General features: G+C 65.6%; 13 protein-coding genes. 6 read left to right on the top strand and 7 right to left on the bottom strand.

What is annotated here, in order from left to right; all coding sequences use genetic code 11:
* Nucleotides 1-35: 35 nt before the first annotated feature.
* Entirely contained in the window at nucleotides 36-845 is an 810-nt protein-coding gene (locus ACYOEI_RS34860; RefSeq protein WP_462854857.1) for a hypothetical protein, read from the bottom strand.
* Nucleotides 846-1,495: 650 nt separating this feature from the next.
* On the opposite strand from ACYOEI_RS34860, the gene ACYOEI_RS34855 reads away from it, so the two are divergent.
* Nucleotides 1,496-3,013, top strand: coding sequence for a S1C family serine protease (locus tag ACYOEI_RS34855; RefSeq protein WP_462854856.1), 1,518 nt, complete (start codon nucleotides 1,496-1,498; stop codon nucleotides 3,011-3,013).
* Nucleotides 3,014-3,291: 278 nt separating this feature from the next.
* Here the strand turns inward: ACYOEI_RS34855 and ACYOEI_RS34850 are convergent, their stop codons facing one another.
* From ACYOEI_RS34850 to ACYOEI_RS34835, 4 genes are all read right to left on the bottom strand, one after another.
* Nucleotides 3,292-4,149, bottom strand: a complete 858-nt coding sequence (locus ACYOEI_RS34850; protein ID WP_462854855.1) for a hypothetical protein — start codon at nucleotides 4,147-4,149, stop codon at nucleotides 3,292-3,294.
* 186 nt (nucleotides 4,150-4,335) lie between these two features.
* Nucleotides 4,336-5,409, bottom strand: a complete 1,074-nt coding sequence (locus ACYOEI_RS34845; RefSeq protein WP_462854853.1) for a prenyltransferase/squalene oxidase repeat-containing protein — start codon at nucleotides 5,407-5,409, stop codon at nucleotides 4,336-4,338.
* 506 nt (nucleotides 5,410-5,915) lie between these two features.
* The gene (locus tag ACYOEI_RS34840; RefSeq protein ID WP_462854852.1) at nucleotides 5,916-10,775 is read right to left on the bottom strand and encodes a coiled-coil domain-containing protein; all 4,860 of its coding nucleotides are present in this window, start codon (nucleotides 10,773-10,775) and stop codon (nucleotides 5,916-5,918) included.
* 114 nt (nucleotides 10,776-10,889) lie between these two features.
* The gene (locus tag ACYOEI_RS34835; protein WP_462854850.1) at nucleotides 10,890-11,459 is read right to left on the bottom strand and encodes a hypothetical protein; all 570 of its coding nucleotides are present in this window, start codon (nucleotides 11,457-11,459) and stop codon (nucleotides 10,890-10,892) included.
* Between the two features lie 1,282 nt (nucleotides 11,460-12,741).
* Between ACYOEI_RS34835 and ACYOEI_RS34830 the strand changes: the two genes are divergently transcribed.
* The 4 genes from ACYOEI_RS34830 to ACYOEI_RS34815 all read left to right on the top strand — a co-directional run bounded on the left by ACYOEI_RS34830 (nucleotide 12,742) and on the right by ACYOEI_RS34815 (nucleotide 19,091).
* A complete protein-coding gene (locus tag ACYOEI_RS34830; RefSeq protein ID WP_462854848.1) occupies nucleotides 12,742-13,782 on the top strand; it encodes a DUF1559 family PulG-like putative transporter in 1,041 nt (346 codons plus the stop codon).
* 305 nt (nucleotides 13,783-14,087) lie between these two features.
* Nucleotides 14,088-14,591 (top strand): hypothetical protein, encoded by a 504-nt coding sequence (locus tag ACYOEI_RS34825; protein WP_462854846.1) that lies wholly within the window; start codon nucleotides 14,088-14,090, stop codon nucleotides 14,589-14,591.
* Nucleotides 14,592-14,796: 205 nt separating this feature from the next.
* Nucleotides 14,797-17,361 carry a M48 family metalloprotease gene (locus ACYOEI_RS34820; protein ID WP_462854845.1) on the top strand — a complete coding sequence of 855 codons (2,565 nt, stop codon included), beginning with the start codon at nucleotides 14,797-14,799 and terminating at the stop codon, nucleotides 17,359-17,361.
* Nucleotides 17,362-17,882: 521 nt separating this feature from the next.
* Complete coding sequence (locus ACYOEI_RS34815) at nucleotides 17,883-19,091, top strand: PcfJ domain-containing protein (RefSeq protein WP_462854843.1); 1,209 nt, start codon at nucleotides 17,883-17,885, stop codon at nucleotides 19,089-19,091.
* 80 nt (nucleotides 19,092-19,171) lie between these two features.
* Here ACYOEI_RS34815 and ACYOEI_RS34810 read toward each other — a convergent pair whose 3' ends face one another.
* A complete protein-coding gene (locus ACYOEI_RS34810; protein WP_462854842.1) occupies nucleotides 19,172-19,546 on the bottom strand; it encodes a DUF952 domain-containing protein in 375 nt (124 codons plus the stop codon).
* An 18-nt stretch (nucleotides 19,547-19,564) separates the two neighbouring features.
* Complete coding sequence (locus ACYOEI_RS34805; protein WP_462854840.1) at nucleotides 19,565-20,359, bottom strand: SDR family NAD(P)-dependent oxidoreductase; 795 nt, start codon at nucleotides 20,357-20,359, stop codon at nucleotides 19,565-19,567.
* 77 nt (nucleotides 20,360-20,436) lie between these two features.
* Between ACYOEI_RS34805 and ACYOEI_RS34800 the strand changes: the two genes are divergently transcribed.
* Complete coding sequence (locus ACYOEI_RS34800) at nucleotides 20,437-20,871, top strand: ribosomal maturation YjgA family protein (RefSeq protein WP_462854838.1); 435 nt, start codon at nucleotides 20,437-20,439, stop codon at nucleotides 20,869-20,871.
* Nucleotides 20,872-21,007 lie beyond the last annotated feature (136 nt).

Genomic DNA, 21,007 nt, shown 5'->3' with positions numbered 1-21,007 from the left:
CATGCAGCCGCTCGTTCGAGACGGCCGTGATCGGCTCAAGCACGGCGAGTCAAGGACGCCTCGCACGCCATGAACATAGTCCGATACCCCAGGATGGCGAGCAGGAGGGCAGGAAGGACCAGCCAGGGGCTAATGCGGCCCAACCGAGTCATCACCGCAAGAATCTCGTCGATATTGATTTTGACCAAGAACAAAGTCGAAAAGGCGAGGATCTTCAAGATCCTGCCCGCCGCGGACGCACACCGCCACTCATCACAGAACGCGCGCAGCCAGGCTCTCGCCGCGGGTGAAACCCTGGTCACTGCCAGGGCCGCAAGGCCCAACAAAACCGCAACCGCGACAAAGACCTCGTCCTCCCGGCTCCTCCCAATTCTAAATCCTCCCAAGACGAACGACGTAATCATATTAGACATAAATACAAAATTAAACGACATCACAAAAATATTTCTCGCACTGGAAACCTCCTGAGACGTCCGCTTCGTATACGGTATGATGCCCCCTGTTCTCTTGTACCATATCATCTTGCGAAGCCAAGCAGCCAGGACGACGTGGATGACGACCAAGGAAAAGCAGAGATTCGTTGCAAGAAACGCGGAGAGGATCAGTTGCCTGGCCAGCTCCGGATCCTTGGGTTTCGGGAGGATGCCACCCCTCATCACCCAAGCGAGGAGGCCGTTGGGAATGGCGAAAATCGCCACGACTACCATAAATTGCTTCAGCGTAAACAAGAACTTCGGGTAGTGGCTCTCGTCGAGCGTGACAATGCGTTTCTTCGCGTACTGGCACATCGGGCAGTAGTGGGCGTGTACAACACGCCCCAAAGACAATTGGTCGGCCGGGTGCATCGTCGCTTCTTCGACAAGACATAACTGGCAAACCATATTGACAACCAAACACTTTCCGAAAGTTTATGGGATTTACTGCAATCACCAACGCCGGTTACCACGGTTTGCGGGCTCCCGCCCACCTCACGGCAGTAGACCCAGCGGTCTGGGCGAGAGATCCGAGGATGGAAGACCTCCCTCGGTACACTTGATCGCAGACGAGATAGCCGCCGTCGCGAGCGTCCCCGTCGAGCGATCATCCTATCAAAGAGAAATCTCGCCCAGCGACCCCGTCTCGAAACCTGGGGAATACTCGGAAACTCTTCGCTGAAGACCTCCGGGTTCTGCCCGGTCACCCTTGTTGAAACCTCACCACTAAGGCTCAAAGTCTTGGCGGAAGAGGCTCGAGAACGAGTCGTAACCGTCGGAATCCTCCCTTTGTGCCTTTGTGATGAGTCCTCTCCTCTTTGAGCGACCTGCGACTGCCCCGGAGCACTCCGGGCGAAAACCGGCTCCTAATGTGTTAACCCGAGGCTTGGGGCGGGTTAAGATGTGGGCCGGCCGATCGCACGCCCCGGCGGGCGTGGGGAGGCCCGCCCGGGCTGATCCCCTGGCGCGGCCGGGATACCTCCTCGATCGCTACCCACGGATCCGGAAGGCGAGACTTCGCAATGAACCAAACGCGCATCGTCTGGGCCCTGGCGGGGGCCTGGCTCCTGACCCTCTCCCCATGGACCGCCTTCGCGGCCGACGCCGACGAAGGCGCGATCCGCGAGTCGGTCGTCAAGATCTCGGCGACGATGCGCCTGCCCGACATCATCCGCCCCTGGACGAAGCAGAGCCCGCGCGACGTCAGCGGCACCGGCGTCGTCATCGAAGGCAAGCGGATCCTGACCAACGCGCATGTCGTCTCGTACGCCAGCCAGTTGTTCGTCGAGTCGTACCAGTCGAGCGAGAAGCTCGTGGCGACCGTCGAGGCGGTCAGCCCCGGCATGGACCTGGCGGTCCTCAAGCTCGAGGACGAGTCGTTCTTCGACAAACGCCCGCCGCTGGCCAGGACGACGGAGCTCCCCGAGGTCAAGGAGTCGGTGCTCGTCTACGGCTATCCCCAAGGGGGGGCGAGCCAGTCGGTCACCAAGGGGATCGTCTCCCGGATCGAGTTCGCCGGCTACAACGACAACGCCGCCGGCCTGCGGATCCAGGTCGACGCCGCCATCAACCCCGGCAACAGCGGCGGCCCCGCCCTGGTCAACGACAAGCTCATCGGGCTCATCTTCAGCCGCCTGAACCAGTCGGACAACATCGGCTACATCATCCCGAGCGAGGAGATCGACCTCTTCCTCAAGGACGTCGCCGACGGCAAGTATGACGGCAAGCCCGCGATGCACGACGTCCTCCAGACCTTGGAGAACGACGCGCTCAGGGGCAAGCTCGGGCTCGACAAGAAGGTGACCGGCATGGTCGTCCACGGCCCCGACTCCGACGACGAATCCTACCCGCTCAAGGAGTGGGACCTCGTCACCAAGATCGGCGACCACGAGATCGACAACGTCGGGCTGGTGAAGATCCGGGACAACCTCCGGCTCCGGTTCCAGTACCTGATCCAGAAGCTCGCGAAGGACGGCAAGGTCACCTTGAGCCTGATCCGGCAAGGCAAGCCGATGACCGTCGAGCTCCCGGTCAGCCCCAAGCACACCATGCTGATCGAGTCGCTCCGGGGCCAGTATCCGCCCTATTTCGTCTACGGTCCACTGGTCTTCTCGCCGGTGACGACCGAGTTCCTCAGCGGCTTCGAGCGGGCCGGCGAGCGGTTCTACAACATCTTCAGCATGATCGGCAGCCCGATCGTGACCCGACGCGGGGACAAGCCGAAGTTCGAGGGCGAGGAGCTCGTCGTCGTCTCCGCGCCGATGTTCCCCCACCTGATTTCCAAGGGATACTCGAACCCGTTCACGAAGGTCGTCAAGGATGTCAACGGCACCCCCGTCCGCAACATGCGGCACTTCGTCGAGCTCCTCCGCGACGCCAACGATAAGTACATCACCATCAGCTTCAACGACCGCGCCTCCGAGACGATCGTCTTCGACCGGAAGGAGGTCCTCCGCGCCACCGACGACATCCTGAACGACAACGGGGTCCGTCAGCAGGCATCCGAGGAGTTGCTCTCCGTCTGGTCGAAATCCAAGTAATCTCCTCCGTCTCAAGGCCTCGATTCCCGTTGGGCGGGTGCGAGGCATGCGTCTCCGGATGCCTCAAGTCGCCCCTTTCACATTCAAAGCCCGGTGAAGCTTCTGCGTCCGGTTCCCCGGCGCGAAGGCTCCCCGGGCTTTGTCCGGTACACCCCACCTGGCTTTCGCCCCGGGAAGCGATCCTGGAGGCCGCCAGACATGAGAAATCAGCGGAGACCAACCCCGAAGAGGATTGGCCTCGGCCGAATTGACATCCGACTCCTGAATGCTCAGCCGCCTTACGGCGTCGGGGCCGCCTCCTTCGGGGCGGGAGCCTCCTTCGCCTCGGGCTTCTCCGCAGCGGGAGCGTCCTTGGTCTCGGGCTTCTCCGCCGGGGCGGGGGTCGCGTCCTTGGCCGGCTCGCCGTCGGCCTTCGGCGGTTCCGGGGCCTTCGACGGCCGCTCGTCCTTCGGCTTGGCGGTGATGACGATCTTGCCGTCCTTGATCACGATCGTCTTCAGCTTCTCGAGGACCGCGGCGTTCTTGGGATCTTTCGCGACATCCTTGGCGAGGTTCTCGTTGCGGAGACCGGCCATGAACTGGTCGGGCAAGGGGCGGCCGTTCACTTCGAGCGAGTCGGCGAACACGACAAGCCGACCCGCTTCGAGGGCGGCCCGGAATGTCGCCTTGCCGTTGAAGAAGCGGCCTTTGAAGCCGAGTTCGTCGAGCGGCAGGCTGACTTCGCCGTTCAGCTTCTCTCCCTCGATGCTGAAATACACGCGGCCTTCGGTCTTACCATGCTCGGCCACGACCGCATTCAACTCGTCGGCCGTCAGCACGAGCGGTTCGGCGTCCTCACCGTCGTCCAGGGCCTTCTTGAAGGCCGCGACGCGGTCGTCGAGCGTCTTGCGTTGCTCCTCGGTCATCTGGACCTTCGGCAGGGTCTTCGGCGTGGTCGACGTATTGTCCTCGACGAGCTTCATCGCGAAGCGGTAGCCGAAGAACCCGACCAGCGCGATACCCACCACGGCCACGACCGATAATAGGGCCGAGAAGAGGCAGCCATAGAAGAAGCAGCCGCGTCCGGCCTTCGGCGGCGGGCCCTCGGGCGTGAACGTCTCCGGACTCTTGTACACATCTCCGTATTCGCCGGCCATCGAACCCCCTGGATCTTGGAAAAAGGCCCTGACCCTCGGCCGCGTCTCCATCCCACCTTCGGTACGACGCCCACGGGCCGCGGATCAAGGACGATGGGTCATTCGTGCGAGGCTACGATAATATTTCGCGGCGTCCAGACCATCGTGCTCGAGGCCGGCGGTTCTCGGGCCCCTCCGGCTCGGCGGTTATCTCTGGTAGATCGGCAGATACCGATATTCGACCGCCAGGGCGAGAACGGCCATGGCTGTGCAGTAATTCCGGCCTCCGGTGCGGTCGTTGCCGTCGGTCGAGAGCCAACTCCCGTCCGTTTGCTGGTGCTCGAGGAGGATCTGGACGAGCCGAGGGTAATACCCCAGGAAATATTTGTCGCCCATCTGGAACATGGCCAGGGGGGCGTAGTACACCTCGTAGAAGAAGTACGGGGCCGTCCATCGCGGCGGATGCTTGAGCAAATACTCGGCGCCCGCAAGGGCCTCGGGTGTCAGATGCTCGCCGCAGATCTCCAGGGCGAGGATCCCGGTGCCCGTCCTCGGGTTGTTCGGGCTACCCCCGGGCTGGTAGCTGAATCCGCCGCCGTCGCGGACCGCGCAGGCCTTGACGTACTCGACGGCCCGGTCGATGTTCTCGGCCGGGACCGCGCATCCGGCCGACTTCGCGGCCCGGAGCGCCATGAGCTGCCAGCCGGTGACGCTCAGGTCGCTGTCCCGGCTCGTCGGCTGATACCGCCAGCCGCCCGAGTTCTCGGGGTTCTTGGGGACGCCCTGCGAGAGGAGGATCAACCGGACCGCCTTGGCCAATCCCTCGCGGGCCTTCTGAGCCAACGCAGGGTCGGCGATCATCCCGACGACCTCCGCGAGCATCAGGGTGCTGATCCCGTGGCAGTACATCGGGCCGTGGCTCGCGTTCGAGACGAGCATGCCGTTGGCGCGCTGATGCTCGAGGACGTAGCGCACCCCCTTCTCGATCACCTCGCCATACGGCCCGGGCTCGCCGGGCAGGTGCCCCGCCGCCAAATACGCCATCACCGCCAAGGATGTGACCGACGTCGCCCGGCCGAATCCCCCCGACTCCCACGCCCCGTCCGGCTTCTGCGCCGACTTCAGATACTCGAGGGCCCGGACCACCGCCGCGTCCATCATCGGCGTCGAAGGCCCTGGCGTCTTGTCTCGCGACGGCTCCTGCGCCCCGGCTAGGCCGACGAACGACAGCAGGAACGCTAAGCCGACCCACCATGGGACACAACCACAGCATAAAGTCATCAAACTTTCATTTAAACCGCTCGACGTCTTCAATATTTGCGAGTCTGAGCCAAAGTCCGCAATGGGCTGATTTGTCCAGCAGGTGGGCAGAGGAGAGTTTGTTGGCTCATGGAGCGAAGTCAGTGCTATCAGGTGGGGGAGTCGTACGTGGGTCGTGCAGGAATTGGGTAGCCCCGGTTGGCACAACCGGGGTCGCGAAGCGACAAGAGGACATGGGCCAGTCGTCGAACTTGAACGGGAGCGCCAGGCGTGGACTTCCGCCTTGTCCCTGCCCGCTTCCTCTTCGATCCATGTACAGCGTCGCTGGAGAGACCGGCATCGTGGGCGGGAAGCCTCCTGTCGCTGCGCGACCCCGGTTGTGCCAACCGGGGCTACCCAATTCAAGAGGTCCAGCACCGATTTCGCTCCTTGAGCCAAGTTCGTTCCTTCGTGGTTCCCACCTTTGTGCCATCGTGCCTTTGTGGCGAATCGTTCGATTCCAGACTTCGACTCGCCTCGTGGCCCGATCATCGGGGTTTGTCCGCGTCGGCGGCGATTTCGCGGAAGTAGAGCTGGATGAGTCGGGAGTAGTCGTCGCGATAGCGGCCGTTGGACATCTGGAGGATCTCGGAGCGGAGGTGGCCGGGAAGCTCGCCCCACTTGCGGCCGGACTTGGAGCGGACGAGACCTTTGAGCTCTTCGAGGCTGGGCGTGGCCTGGCCGGCCGCCTTGCCTTGCGGGTCGCGGGCGGGGCCGGCGACGGCAGGGCCATCAGAAGGAGGCCCGTCGCGAGGCTCGGAGCCGGAGGCTTCACCTTCTTGCCCTTGCCCCTGACCCTGCCCCTGGGCCGCGGCGTGGAGGCCCTGGGCGGCCTGGGACATGGCTTGCTGTGCCGCATGGGCTCCAGAGTCGAACGAAGGGTTCCTGGACTGCTCGAGCTGGCGAGAGGCCTGACGCATCGCTTCGCGGGCCGCGTCGAGGGGGCTCGGCGGGGCGTCCTTGGCGTCGGCGGGGAGCGCGGAACGAAGGGCGGCGGCGAGGTCCTCGACCCGCTGCGCCCCCCGTTCGGCCAACTCTGCGGCGCGACGTTGGGCGTCTCGAGCGGCCGAGGGGCGGGCCTGGGCGAGTTGCTCGGCCCCTTGGTTCATGGCGCGCGGGGCCTGCTCGCCGAGGAGCTGGGCCGCCTCCTGGGCGGGGCCCTGGCCCTGGTCGCCGAGCGGTCGCCCCCGCTCGCGAAGGTCGGCGACCTGTCGACCGAGCGCGGCCGACTCGCGACTCAGGTCCTGTTGCGGCCCGGCACGCTCGCCCAGGAGGCCTTGCAAACGTTCGCGGATCCGACGCTCACGCCTGGCGAGATCTCCCGCCGCAACGGTCTGCCTCGGCCCCACCCCGAGCTCGGGGTCGACCACGACTTCGGCAGGCTTCGCACCCGTTCGAATCGGATCGGCCGAGGCCCTGGCCGCGAGCGACTCGATCGCCTCCGAGGCCCGTGCCCGAGCTCCGGCGAGCGCGGCGGCTCCAGGCTTGCTCGGACCCGCGGGTGATCCCGCTTGAAGCCCCTGCTCGGCCAGCTCGACGGCGCGGCGGGTCGCCTCCTCGGCAACGCCCTTCTCGAGGAGGGGGAGCCGGGCGAGGTCGTCGAAGATCGAACGCTGTTGCCGAGCCGCCTCGGCCGGATCGGCGTCCACTCCTGGGCCCTCCAGGGCGCGCTGGGCCCTCGCCAGGGCCTGAACCCGAGCTCGAGGCGTGAGGCGATCGGCCAGGCGATCCGAGAGGGCCCGGATAGCCTCCACGGCCGCACCGACGGCCACACCCGGGTCGGGCGTCGAGGCCCGGTCGGCCAGGGCCAGCGCGGCGCGATCGGCGGCGCGAATCGCCTCGTCACGCCAACCGGCCATATCGGGCACGTCGAGCGCCCGCAGCGCCAGGGCGAGCCGGCGTTGCTCCGCGGCAACGTCGGCACGCGCCTCCGGCCTCCCGAGGGAACGCCGCAACGCGTCCTGCTCGATAGCCAGATCATCCGCAAGGTCATCCGCCGAGGCTCCCCCTTGGAGCTTGCGGGAAAGCCGCTCGAGCGACGCAAGGGCGTCGGCCCGCTCGCTCCGCACGTGCGTAATGAGGGTCGGCCGCCTCGAGGGCGGGGTCTCCTTGGCGACGATCGCCTTTAGGGTCTCGGCGAGGGCTCGCGCACGACGTCCGGCGCGGTCGCGCTGGGGCTCGGCGCGAGGTTCGACGTCGAGGCCCGCGACCGCCTCCGCGACCCTGGCCTGCCGATCGGCAACCGGTGCCAGCCGGACCGCCAACGCCTCCGCCGCGGCCGCGGGGTCGAACGGCCGACCCGCGACCGGCCCGGCCTCTCGGAGGAGCGGCTCGAGCTCGCGCCCGACCGCGTCGGACTCGCGTGCCGCCTCCGCCAGCCGCTGGCGCGACCTGGCCTCGAGTTGCTGGGGACCGGGCAAGGCCTCGGCGAGCCGCCTGATGTCCCGCGACGCCTCGTCCAATCCCGCCCGGACCTGCGAAGGGTTCGGGGCCCGGAGCCCCTCCGACGCCCTCGAAGCGCTACGAGTCGCGGCCTCGGCCAGGTCGAGGGGAGCATTGCGGACGGCCTCGGGTCGGGCGACTTCGGAGGCTCGGATCGCGTCGAGAGACCCGGCGATCGCCTGCTCCCGATCGGCCAGGGGCCTCAGCGCCTCGATCAGCCTGGCCGACTCGGCAACCGTGGGATTGCGGGAGCCTGTCAGCTTTCGGACAGCTTCGACGGCCTGCCCGCCCAGGGCCTCCTGGCGCCTGGCGAGGCGAGCGACGAAGGCCTTGAGGTCGCCCGGCAGGGCTTCGAGGTCCCCGGTCAGCCGGCGGAGCTCGGCCTCGGCCCTCTCGAGGCGTTGCCGGGCCTGGTCGAAGTCAGCCCGGTCGAGCGGCTCGATCGCCTGTTGCAACGCTTTCAGGTCGAGGCGGCCCCGGCCGTTCTCGGCGAGGGGATCGTCGACCTCGAGGGCGAGCCGACGCGCGTCGTCCTCGAGTGTGCGCTGGGCCTCGGCAAGCGCCCGGAGCTCTCCCCCCTTCCCTTCCATCTCGGTGGCGTCCTGGGCTTCCTTGCGCTGTCGGGCGGCCAGGTCTCGGGCACGGACGGCGAGCGCCTTGGCCTCTTCGGCCTGTGCGGCGAGGACCTCGGCCCGGAGCTCCGGCGACGACTTGAGCAGGGTTTCGAGATCCTCCTGCACCGCCGCCTGCTCGGCGCGAAGCTGGTCGAGCTGGGCCGGGTCGGCCGCATTCTCGGCAGCCTTCCTGGCGATGTCGCCCTCGCGGTCCGCCAGGGCCTCGAGGCGTTGGTGGTCGACGTCGCGCCGGGTCAGGGCGTCGAATTGTTGCTGGAGCTCTTCGAGACGCCGGGAGACGGCGGCGAGTCGCACGTCGGCCTGGCGGAGGTCGGCGAACCTCCGGGACGCGTCGGCCGGCCGCATCGCCTGTTCGAGCAAGGCGCGGCCGGACTCGGCCTCGACCTCCGCGATCTGCCGCGCGGGGCGGGCCAGGGTGCGCAACCGAGGGTCGGCGGCGAGGTCCCTGGCGAGGACCTGGAGTTGATCGGCCTCGGCACGGGCCTCAGTCTCACGGCGTTCGAGCGCCTGCTGGTGCTCGGCTCCCCAGGGCCCATTGCCGCGCTGGGCGGCGTCGGCGGCGTAGCGGAGCTGTTCGGTCTCCTTCCGGTTGGCGGCCGCCGAGGCCTTCAACGCGTCGAGCCTCGCCTGCCACCCCTGGCGTTCGGTGCGGCTCTGCCTCGCCGAGAGCGACTCGGCCTCCGCGACGATCGCCAGCGTCGAGGGCGACGACCACACCACATTCGGCCCTTTCGGCGCCGGCCGGTTGTCGGCGACCCGCACGCGATACGCGAGGGCGTCCCCCGGCTTGAGCTTGAGCCGCTCGAGCGGGAGCTCCAGCCTCCCCCGCGTCGAGGATGAGCCCAGCCCCTTCCATGCCGCCGAGACCGTCCCCACCTCGTCGTCTTTGGCCCCGGCCCGTCGGATCGAATAATGCAGCTCGACCGACGCGACCGCAAGGTCGTCGCGCGCCGAGCCGTCGACCCTGAGCGTGTCGTCGGGGCGGGCGTCCCTGGCCTGCTCCGACTCGCGGAGGACAAGGACCGGCGGGGCATCCGCCCGCACGACCACTCGTCGAGGGGCCTCGGGGCGGCTGGCCAAGCCGTCGTCGTCCAGGAGTCGGATCCCATACCCCCCCGAAGCTTCGGCGACCAGCGTCACCTTGCCCATGGTCCGGTCGTTGCCGAGGGGCACCGCGACCGGCCCCGAGACCTTGGGCCAATCGATCTCGATCGAGCGCAACGGCCTCCCGGACGAGACCTCCAGGATCACCCGGCTCCCTTCCCAGGCCTCGATCTTCGAGGGATCTCGGGCCAGGGTCGCCGAGAGCTTCGTGTATGATGGGGGCTCGACCCTCGCCGAGAGCGTCTCGACCCCAGGGGGCTCGACCGCTTTGACCCGATAGGTTCGGCTCGCCGCCGACCCGCACACGACCCGGTACGAGAGCGAACCCGCGACACTCGGCAATACCGCCGAGAACGGCCGCTCCTCCCCACCCGGAGTCGCCCCACGCTCGAGCGGTTCCGCACTCATGGCGAGTCGACGGGCGCCGCCCGCGTCGTGCCACTCGAGCCAGGCTTCGTCGGGCAGGGCCTGGCCACCGAACCTCGCCCGCACCGCGGCCGAGATCGTCAGCTCGTCTCCCAGGGCCACCACGCGGTCGCCGGGCCGGACCGACAGGATCAAGCGGTCGACGCGCTCGAGGTTGGCCCAAGGGGTCAGGAACCGCCACGCCAACGACCGGAACGGCCCCGCGCGCACAACCCCGGGGGCCGCCACGAGCCCCAGCGTCATCAACCCGGCGGCCAGCCACCTGGTCCCCAGTCGCAACGAGACCGTGCGCACCGGGTCGATCACGTCGACCCGTGCCGTAACCTCGTCGACCAGGGCGGCGATCAGGGCCGGCGAGCCGTGGGCCCGACCGACGCGGAGCAGCCCAACGGCCCCCGTCAGCCGCTCACCCAACTCGGGCTGGCTACGTTCCGCGACGGCCGCAAGTTCGAGCGGGTCGGTTGTCCTCAAGAGGGGCCGGAGCACGAGGCGGCCGAGGCTCCAGGTCCCGGCGCCGAGCCACGCAGCCCAGATCGCCCAACGCACGACTGGTGGCAACGCCCAGGCGAAATCGACCGCCATCCCCGCCACCGCGCCGAGCGTCAAGATCAGCGAGACCACCCCCAGCCCGCGCATCGTCGCCGACGCCCGGATCCGTCGGTCGAGCCGCCCCAACGCCCGTCGCAACGCCCCCGGCAGCACCGCCGTCGCCGAACCCGCCGAGATCGTGGCCCGAGCCATTCCGGACGCCCCCGGTCCCCGTCACCGCGGCGATCCGTTCGCCGCAAGATCCCTCAAGGGTACGCCCACCCCGACAATCGGGCAATCGCTCTTGAGCGAACACGAGCCGTGGCTTCAGTCAAACGGGCCTATTTGATCCATGCTCGCAAAAACCTGGATGACCGCATAAACCAGTTCCCGCTCCTGACGACCCTGATCGCCGTCCGTGAAGAACTCCCTGGCCGTCTCCGTAAAGCGAACGAGGGTCGAGGCGTGAAACACGCGGTCATCCGACTCCACGCAGTAAGCATACCTCAAGCATATCGCCACGTAAGCCTCGATCACCGCCGAGAGGCGTTCCCCTCGATCCTCCGAACGCCTCCGCAGTACACCGATCGAACGATGGAGCAGATCGGAAGATTCCGAGTGGACCACTTCGGCAATATTGACCTCCATCTTGAGCCGGTCGCGGTCACGTTCGAGGGTGACGAAAACCGGATGCATGTCGGAGGCATGGAGGATATACGAGACGACGCCCTCGGCGAGCTTCTTCACCTCGTTCCGCGAATACGTTCGCGGCTCGTACCTGACGAGGTCACTCTCGGCGATCATCCGTCGGCACGTCTTCCGAAAATCATCCAGACTTGCGTCCGGCTTGATGAACGTCAGGGGCCGGGCGATCAGGTCTTCTGTGCGCAGCCTCAAAGTGTCGGGTCCTGTCGAGCAACGCGGCCGGAGATCCCTTCGAGCCCGTCCAACAATCACCCACGACGGCAAGGAGCATATCTCGCAGGCCGCGAGTCAAACTCACCACGAATACCGCCGGCTCCGATCGTACTCGCTCAACGTAGACCCGACAATGCACCCGGCCCATCGACCGAAGTCCCCGATCGCCTCCCAAGAAAACCCATGTAGGCAAAATCTTTCCATGCTTAAGAATAAAGTAATCTATACAATAAGATAAACAACAATTTTGTAAAATTAACCATTTTCATTTTATTTAGTTATAAAATTTTCAACGTTTCAATACATTCCCCATCCCAACACCGCTTACAAACCTCATTGCATCCCGGCAAACCCGAGTCCGCCCAAAACGCACCCGACAAATCTTAAATCAATAGGAGAATCAATTTACGAATTTCGCTTTGCATTTCGTTGTCGTTCGGATTAGATTGGTTCTTACAGTACCACCTCAAGCCCTCTGACTTCTAACACGAGCTCCAATGAGTTTTTCGTCTTCGAGACGAACGTCGCGGCTGGCACCGGGGGCATGGCTCATGCTCCTCGGGGTCTTGGCCTACGTTCCCTCGACGGCGGAGGCGGGTTGCAATCATGGAGTCAAGCTGAATTCGGAATGGTCCGACCTCGGCATATCACTCGAGGTCAACCCCTCTGGATTGGGCGGTGGAAACGGGGCAGAGTCGGAGTCGGATCCAAAGCCCTTCCCGCGCGACGTCCCGTGTTCGGGCCCGTCGTGTTCGCGAGGGCCGGGTGTTCCCTACGTACCGACCCCACTCCCTCCCCTGCACGGTGGGCTCTGGTGCTGCACGTCATTCGCCCTTCCCCTGCCGACTCCCGAGCTGGTTGATGGCCTGGCGGACCGGGTGCCCTCGCGGCCCCGTCGCGTCGCGTCCTCGATCGAACGCCCCCCTCGACTCCTCCCCGCCTCGTCTCGCTGACATACCAGCCTTGGTCGACTGCGCGCCGCCAATTTGTGCGAAGTCGATCTCCTACGCATCCGCTTCCATCCGGCGGACGCGAGGGCGACCCGCGTCTCCTGCGTTCGACGCATGGGGCCGTCACGAAGGTTGGTGACGTTACGCCGTCCGTGACGTCTCGTCGTCAATACGCCCGCGTCGTCCAGGCCGCCGGCCCGCCACAACGTTGGCCGGGTCGGTCCCCGGGATGGGCTGCGCGGGGTCCCTACGTCCGTCTCGTGAATTCAATGTCTCCATCGCACCTTAATTCAGAAGGGTTAGGCCACGTTATGCGCCAACGTCGTCGCTCAGCGTTCACTCTGATCGAGCTGCTGGTCGTGATCGCCATCATCGCCGTCCTGATTGCCCTGCTCTTGCCGGCCGTCCAGTCGGCCCGCGAAGCCGCGAGGCGGATCCAGTGCGTCAACAATTTGAAGCAGATCGGGCTGGGCGTTCATAACTACATCAGCTCGCAAGACATGTTCCCCCCGTCGGCCGTCAAGGGCGGCTGGGCGTTCACCGGCAACGGCATGACCTGGAGGGCGGCGATCCTGCCCCAGATGGAGTTGGGCAACCAGTTCAACACCATCAACTTCAGCCTCCAGCTCAACGAGAGCCCCGGCCCGGCGATGTTGACCGTCTGGTACACGACCTTCAACGTCTTCCTCTGCCCGTCCGACGGCCAGGGCCAGGCGCCTGCGGGATACGTCCCCTACGGCGACAACGGCACCTACTCGGTCGTCTCCCCGCCGGACCCGAACCGGAACTACGTCCCCATCTCGAACTACATGATGAGCTTCGGTGACAACTACGCCGTCGGCCCCTTGACCGCGACGCAGAATCCCTGGGAGACGCCTTACGGGACCACGGCCAACCCCCAGATCGGCTTCAACGGCTTCTGGGGCACGAACGACACCAACGGGATCATGCGAGGATTCGCCGACTATCGCGACGGCCGGACCGCGACGATCGCCTCGGTGACCGACGGCACCAGCAACACGCTGATCGTGGGCGAGGGGATCGCGCAGGAGGACCCGAACAATGAGATGTGGGGCTTCACCGGCGGTGCGGCGGGCGTGACCATCCCCATCAACTGGAAGACCAACAAGCCGAAGTCGGCTTGCACCGACGGCGGCCCCTACGGCTCGTCCGACTGGAACTGCCGGTTCAGCTACGTGGCCCGTGGCTTCAAGAGCCGGCACCCCGGCGGTGCCAACTTCCTCTTCGCCGACGGCTCGGTCCGGTTCATCAAGAATTCGATCAACCGCGTGACGTATTGTGCCCTCGGCAGCCGCGATGGTGGCGAGGTCATCAGCGCCGACGCTTATTGATCCCTCGACAACCCGATCGGGGCCGGGCGGGCCATTCCCGCCTCGGTCCCGATCCTTGCTCTACCTTGCCTTATCTCGCCGACCGATAGATGGCTTATCCGTCCCGAGATCCTTACCCTCATCCTCGACGAGGACGGATCTCGGGACGGATTCGGATTCATCCCAATGACGACCGACCACCCTTGCCCACCAAGCCCTCCGGCCGGGCCGGCCACGATCACCCGTCCCGAGGGAGGATCGGCATCGTCCCCGAGACGATCGGTCTCCGGGCAAGGGGGTCTCCTTCGAGAGCGATCGATCTACCCATGAAATGGAAACTGCGCCTCCTCCCGCTCGCGTCGTCGGCCGCCCTCACCGCCTCGGCCCTCCTGGTGGGCGGCTGCGGCGATGACGGCCTCGGGACCCGCTACCCCGTGTCGGGGAAGGTCACGTACAAGGGAGAGGCCGTCAAGAAGGCCAACATCAGCTTCATCCCCACCAGCCCCGACGGCCGAGGTGCCACCGGGCCCGTCGAGGACGGGCACTACACCTTGACGACCCTCTCCCCCGGTGATGGAGCCTTCCCCGGCTCCTACAAGGTCACCGTGGACGACCGCCAGGTCGACTCGGGCAAGGTCCAGGCCGAAGCCAACGAACAGGCGAAGAAGAAAGGCCTGACCTACAACGCCATCCCCCAGGAGCTCCAGATCAAGGCGGCCAAGAAGGCCAAGGGCGCCCTCCCCGGCAAGTACCAGATCCCCGAGACGACCGACATCACGAAAGAAGTCAAGGCACAGTCGAACTCGATCGACGTCGAGTTGAAGGACTGAGTACGGCCCACCGCATCCCGAACGGGTTCCCGGAGCAACGACGGCCCGCCCCCCCGGGGTCGTGCCGTCCCCCGGAAACCCGTTTCCGCGCGCCACCCTTCCATAGCGATGAGAGCAACAAATGGCCGCTTGAGCGATCGGGCGATCCGAGGTACGCTGGACTCCGCGAGTGGAAGCCAAGGAAGGAGCCGGAGAGACCTCGTTCATGCCGATCTCCGTCGAATGCCCAGCCTGCGGGTCGACGTTTCGAGTGAGGGACGACCACGCCGGGAAGCGTGGCCGCTGCTCGAAGTGCAAGGCGACGCTGCTCATACCCGACGCCCCAGCCGCACCGGCGGCGCAGGACGACGATCTCGTCCCCTTGCCTGCCGAGGAGACGCGTCGCGAAAAGGTCGCCCGTCCCGAGGCAAGCCCCGCTTCGAGCATCGAAGTGGATTCGACGGGCTCCTACGACTTTGCCGGCGAGGCGAGGCGGAAGAAAGTCAAGGCCGTGCGGGTCCGTGAGCGGGCCTTGCCGGAGTTTGGCGCGAACGCAAAAGGAGTCCGACAGGCGGCCGCCGCGACCAAGACCACGCTCACGCCGGCGCAGATCCTCGCCTCGTTCCAAGGTGCGATCGAGCCGGTCCAAACGTCGCCCGCCTACGTGCTCTGGATGCTGATCGTCACCGGGGTCATGGCCCTGTTGCCGTTGATCTACCTGGCCCTGATCGTGCTCCTGGTCGTCGGCACCGGGTATCACGCGGTTTACGACCACTGGCTCTTGGACTACGGCCAAGCGTCGGCGAAGGCCAAGGTGTTCGCGGGTACGCTCTATCTCGGCCCATTGGTCTGCGCGCCGGTGATGGTGGTATTCATGCTCAAACCCCTCTTCGCGAGGTCCTCGAAGGGCGCGCAGAGGAGGGCCCTCGACCCGGAGCATGAGCCACTCCTCTACGCGTTCATCGACGGGATATGCGCGTCCGTCGGCGCCCCTCGTCCTGAGAGGATCGAGGTCGATTGCGAGGTCAACGCGGCCGCGGGTTACTCCGGTGGGCCGTTCGCATTCGCCACGCGGGAGCCCGTCCTCATCATCGGCCTGGGCATGGTCGTCGGGCTCAGCCTCAAGCAATTCGCCGGGATCATGGCGCACGAGCTCGGCCACCTCGCCGGCGGCTCGGGTGCGAGGCTGCGTGGGGTCTCCTCGTCGATCAATGCCTGGCTCGCTCGCGTGGTCTACGAACGAGACGAGTGGGACGAGTCGCTCCGCGTCCGGGCGGCCGCCGCCAATGGCGGCGAGCTCTTTGCCGTATGTGCCAGATTCGCGATCTGGCTCAACAGGCGCGTGCTGTGGGTGTTGCTGCACGTCGGCTACCTCGTCGAGATGGCGTTCATGCGCCAACGCGAGTACGACGCCGACCGGTACGAGGCGAGGATGATCGGCGCGAAGACGTTCGCGAAGGCCTTGTGGCGTCTGCGGGAGCTCGGGTTGTCCTCGGAATACGCGATGGTCGACCTTCGGTCGAGTTGGAAGCAGGGCCGTCTGCCCGACAATTACCCCAAGCTGATCCTGGCCAACGTGCCCCAGATCCCCAAAGAGGTGCTCGCCAAGTTCCGGGAAGCCTCGGGCCAGGCCAAGACGAGCCTCTTCAGTACCCACCCATCCGACCGCGACCGGATCGACCGCGCGAAGCTCGAGGCCCCCGGCGAGGGCATCTTCAACCTCGACGGGCCGGCCTCGGACCTCTTCGCCCACTTCGACTCGCTCTGCCGCCTGCTGACGTTCGAGTATTACAAGGCGCTGCTCGGCCGCGATATCAGCAAATCCCAACTCTACCCCGTGGTCGAGCTGGTCGAGAGCCAGGCCGTCGAGCAAGAAGGATACGTCACCGCCGACCGATTCTTCCTCGAGGCCTTGCCGGTCACGCAGAGTTTCTCGCTACCTTCCGAATATCCCAAGGTCCCGGCACAGGCGAAGGCCGCGAAGCAGGAGCTCGACAAGGCCCGCAAAGAGCAACGAGCGGCACGAGCCGCATGCCTGGCCGCACTCAAGCGAAGCGGCGAAGCTTCGGAGCGGCTCACCAAGGCCGAGGCCGCCCTCATGCTCCTGAAGGCCGGCTACCGTATCCGCGCTGACAATTGGGAGCTCGACGCACCGACCATCAAGGCGGCGGAGGCGGCCCGCGACCGGGCCCAAGTGGAGCTCGAAGGCCTCACGACGCGGATCGAGTCGTACACCCAGGCCGCCGCGCGGCGCCTCATCCAGGCGCTCGCGATGCTCGAGGTCGACGTCGTCGCCGACCGGGTGAGCGACGGCCGCGACCGTCGCGAAGAAGCCCGCGCTCTCTATCCCTGCACGGCCCACCTCGGCACCAACGTCGTCGTCCCGCTCGGCTCGCTGCTCCTGGCCAAGAATGCCCTCGTGGAGATCCTCGAGCTCCACCGCGGGGACAAGGACGCGAACAACGAACCCCTGATCAACGCGATCCTCCGGGGCGCCAGCCGCCTTCGCGACAACCTCGAGGAGTTGCGTTGGCGAGTCGGCGACCTGATCGACTACCCCTTCGAGCACGCCAAGGAGGACATGACCCTCGCCCGGTTCGCACTCCCCCAAATCCTCCCCGAGAAGAACGACATCGGCGGCCTCCTCGACGTCACCAACATGGCCCTCGAGCGTCTCTTCACCCTCTACCGCAGGGCCCTCGGCCGACTGACCGTCACCGCCGAGGAGGTCGAGCACGTCGTGGGACTCAAGCCGATCGTCTTCAAGAAAGCCAAAGCCCCCTCCGAGTAACGCCAATCCCCGTGCCCCCCTTCGCGCCCAGCGATCACGCCCACAAATCCTGATACAACTAGTCCTCCCCAATACTCTCCCGGCAATTCTCGCACGTCCCGCGAACCCGCCACGCCATGCGCGTGTCTCGGGTGATTGGAACGCCACGACTTTAGCTGATTTTTTTAGCCACGGATCAAACACAAATGAAACACGAACAGAAACCAAAAACTTAGAACCACCTATTTATTAAATCTGCGATCATCAGCGTCATCTGTTGATCAATCTCCCTTTCTTGATCCGTGCTTCATCCGTGGCTAAGCGCCACCCCATACACCGACCGACCCAGGTCTCAACCACGAGGAGGTGACCCTGCAATGAATGCCCGCACTCAGCACATCCAACACGTTTCCCACGTCGCTCGGTTCGCGCCCTGAAGGGCCTGCGCTCGCCCCGGTGAGGCCGCGCAACCGTGATCGGCGACGTGGAGTCGTCGCCCGTACCGGTTGCCAGCACCATATGGTCTCGCCGAGAGATTTCGCATGTCCGCAATGTCCACGCGTCGAGAGTTCGCCAAGGGCATCATCGACCTTGCGCTCCGCAAGGGGTTCGCCCTCAAGGGCAAGAAAGCCAGGAAAGCGTTTGCGCACCTGCTTTGGAGTGTTCAAACCCAGTCCGACCTCTTGAGCCCAGGCCAGTACGTCGGCCGGGCAAGGGTCGAGGATTTCGAGAGGATCGTCGACGGCCTCCTGGCCCTCCTCGAACTCCGCTTCGAATGGATCCGGCCCGTCGAAGAGTGGTCGCCCGGCGACTCGCCGCCGATGTCACTCTTCTCGTCGCTGGCCCATCACCTGTTCGCGAATTATCCGGTCCCCCCGATCCTGCTCTCGGCATGGTTCGCGGGGTCGGGTTGGCAGGCCCAGCGCTCTCGGCGTTGGTTCCTCCAGACGGGCCTCGGGAAGAGCCTCCGCACAATCGGAATTCCGATCGATTTCACTCGGCGGATGGCCCACGAGTTCGCGAACTCGCCAGCCCATCTCCCGATCCTGTTCGCCGTCCGACGTGCTCAGGTCCTCGGGCTAGGGGGCACCGAGGAACTCGCCCGACTCGTCGGCGCGACCCGGCTAGGCTGGGCTTTCGGCGACGACGAGTTCTGGTCCTCGGTCATCCTCCTGTTCCGCAACACGCCCAGGCTCGACGCTGCCCAGGTCCAGGGGATCGTCGAATACCTCCACGCGCAAAAGTTTGAACACCAAAACGTGATCATCGGCGACGAGACCGAGATTACCCTGGACCCTCCCCAACCTGACTTCTCGATCAAGGGCCGTACGGTCGCCTCGCTGATGCGGCAGGTCGAGGCCTGGCGTGCCGAGGCGAAGCCCCCTGAGCCGGTGAGGCGCCAGATCCGCTGGGAACGATCCGACGTCGGCGAGTATCGTTGCGAGGACAGCCGGGGCCACGCCTGGGCGATCCGGGAGTTGCTCGACAGCGACGCCCTCGCCGCCGAGGGAAAGGCCATGCAACACTGCGTCGCCGACTATACCGTCGCGTGTTCGAAACGCGTGTCGACCATCTGGTCGATGGAATTCGAGGCCGATACCGGCTGGAAGCGGCTCGTAACCATCGAAGTCGACCCGAAGAGTCGGAATATCGTCCAGGCGAGCATGAAATGCAACGAGTCCCCCGACGAGGCCTGCCTCGCCGTCCTCAAGGAATGGGCCACGACCGAGCAACTGGAGCTCGCGCTCTGAAAAACGGTTCTTGACAGGGTGGGGATTCACCACAAAGACACAAACAATTCAAATTTTATAGAAATTAATCCTCTCGAATTCTATCCTTTGTGTCTTTGTGGCGAAGGAATCCCCGGCGTCACCCCGGTCAAGCGCCGCGTCCCCCCTCGACGGGATCGAGGGGGGTGATGTCGACGACGGCGTTCAGGTTCACGGGCCCGTAGACGTGCGGGAACGACTCCTGACTGTTGGTCGGGCTCTCCCAGCGGACGGGGGGGGCGCAGGCGGGGGAGGTCGATCTTCAGGAGGAGCAGGCCCGCCTGACCTCGGAAGTATCGGTCGAGCACCCCGGCGACCTGGGCGGCGGTGCAGCAGTGGATGAAACCCTCGGTTTCGAGCGTGTCGCCCCGATACTCGCCCCGGAGGCGGGCCTGGTCCCACGCGGGCTTGGGGATGACGTGAAAAATCTCAGTCATCAGGATGCATCCCCCCATTTAGACGATCGCGCGGACCACGCCGCCGTCGACCCGAAGCGCCGCGCCGTTGGTCGCCGACGCGAGGGGGCTGCACGTGTAGACGATCATGTGGGCGACCTCGTCGACGGTTGCGAACCGCTTCAGCAGCGAGGTAGGACGGACCGTCTTGAACAGCTCCGCCTCGATCACGGAAGGGTCCACGCCCTTCTGCTTCGCGAGGTCGGCCACGAACGCCGAGACCCCTTCGGACTCGGTGGGTCCGGGGAGGACCGAGTTGACCGTGATGCCGGTGCCGGCGACCGACTCCGCGACGCCCCGGGCGATGGCCAGTTGCGCCGTCTTGGTCATGCCGTAGTGGATCATCTCGACCGGGATCTGGACGCCCGACTCGCTCGAGACGAAGACGACCCGTCCCCAATCCCGCCGCCTCATGCCGGGGAGATAGTGCCGGGTAAGCCGGATCCCGCTCATGACGTTCGACTCGAAGAACCGGAGCCAGTCGGCGTCGGGGATCTCCTCGAACGGCTTCGGCTCGTAGATCCCCATGTTATTGACGAGGATCTCGACGTCGGGCACCTGGCGGACGAGTTCGGCAACCCCTTCGGCGTTGGACACGTCGGCGGCGACCCCCGAGACCTGGCCGGGTCCACCGGAGGCCCGGACCTTGGCGACCGCCTCATCGACCCGAGCGGCCGTCCGCCCGTTGACGATGACCGAGGCCCCTTCGGCGTAGAGCCCGATCGCCACCGCCAGCCCGATCCCGCCCGTCGAACCCGTGACGAGCGCCGATTTCCCCGAGAGCTGCAAGTCCATGTCGTTGGAACCTCCGGTCCTGGTCGACTTCGAATTTCTTCGATACCATACCGTCGAGCGACCCCGGAGAGGAATCCATGACCCATCCCCGACGGAACTTGCTCAACCGGGTCGTCGGACTCGGGCTCGTCACCGCCCTCGGGATCGGCTCCAGGCGCTTCGGCCCCCACCTCCCCCGATTCCTCGCGGAATACTCGGGCGACACGCTCTGGGCCTTCGCCGCCTTCCTCGGTATCGGGATCCTCCTGCCGAGGGCCACGACCGCCCGAGTCGCCCTGCTGGCGCTGAGCCTCTCGTTCGCGGTCGAAGTCAGCCAGCTCTACCACGCCCCCTGGATCGACGCGATCCGCGGAACGACCCCAGGGGCCCTACTCCTCGGCCACGGCTTCGTCTGGAGCGACCTCGTCTGCTATACCGCGGGTGTCGCGATCGGAGTCATCATCGAAAGGCTTTCGGTCCACCTCACCCTACGCTCGATCAGCGACAGTCACTCTCGTGGTATTGAGGATTGAGCCTCTCTGAGAGGCTATCCGGTAATCCGAAAATTTCGTAACCTACGCCTGTAGAAGGAGTCAGGCCGATCGACATCTGTCCGAGGATTATTCCCATGCGTAAGTCCTATCCCTCCGACCTCAGCGACGAGCAGTG

The sequence above is a fragment of the Singulisphaera rosea genome, assembly GCF_054877945.1.
Note: the sequence above shows the minus strand (reverse complement) of the source record. Positions and strands in the feature narration are given on the sequence as shown.

What these genes read in the sequence shown, in the direction of transcription:
- ACYOEI_RS34825 (WP_462854846.1), top strand. Translation starts at nt 14,088, where the DNA reads ATGAAATGGAAACTGCGCCTCCTCCCGCTCGCGTCGTCGGCCGCCCTC.
- ACYOEI_RS34855 (WP_462854856.1), top strand. Translation starts at nt 1,496, where the DNA reads ATGAACCAAACGCGCATCGTCTGGGCCCTGGCGGGGGCCTGGCTCCTG.
- ACYOEI_RS34830 (WP_462854848.1), top strand. Translation starts at nt 12,742, where the DNA reads ATGCGCCAACGTCGTCGCTCAGCGTTCACTCTGATCGAGCTGCTGGTC.
- ACYOEI_RS34845 (WP_462854853.1), bottom strand. Translation starts at nt 5,409, where the DNA reads ATGACTTTATGCTGTGGTTGTGTCCCATGGTGGGTCGGCTTAGCGTTC.
- ACYOEI_RS34800 (WP_462854838.1), top strand. Translation starts at nt 20,437, where the DNA reads ATGACCCATCCCCGACGGAACTTGCTCAACCGGGTCGTCGGACTCGGG.
- ACYOEI_RS34850 (WP_462854855.1), bottom strand. Translation starts at nt 4,149, where the DNA reads ATGGCCGGCGAATACGGAGATGTGTACAAGAGTCCGGAGACGTTCACG.
- ACYOEI_RS34805 (WP_462854840.1), bottom strand. Translation starts at nt 20,359, where the DNA reads ATGGACTTGCAGCTCTCGGGGAAATCGGCGCTCGTCACGGGTTCGACG.
- ACYOEI_RS34810 (WP_462854842.1), bottom strand. Translation starts at nt 19,546, where the DNA reads ATGACTGAGATTTTTCACGTCATCCCCAAGCCCGCGTGGGACCAGGCC.
- ACYOEI_RS34820 (WP_462854845.1), top strand. Translation starts at nt 14,797, where the DNA reads ATGCCGATCTCCGTCGAATGCCCAGCCTGCGGGTCGACGTTTCGAGTG.
- ACYOEI_RS34815 (WP_462854843.1), top strand. Translation starts at nt 17,883, where the DNA reads ATGTCCGCAATGTCCACGCGTCGAGAGTTCGCCAAGGGCATCATCGAC.
- ACYOEI_RS34860 (WP_462854857.1), bottom strand. Translation starts at nt 845, where the DNA reads ATGCACCCGGCCGACCAATTGTCTTTGGGGCGTGTTGTACACGCCCAC.
- ACYOEI_RS34840 (WP_462854852.1), bottom strand. Translation starts at nt 10,775, where the DNA reads ATGGCTCGGGCCACGATCTCGGCGGGTTCGGCGACGGCGGTGCTGCCG.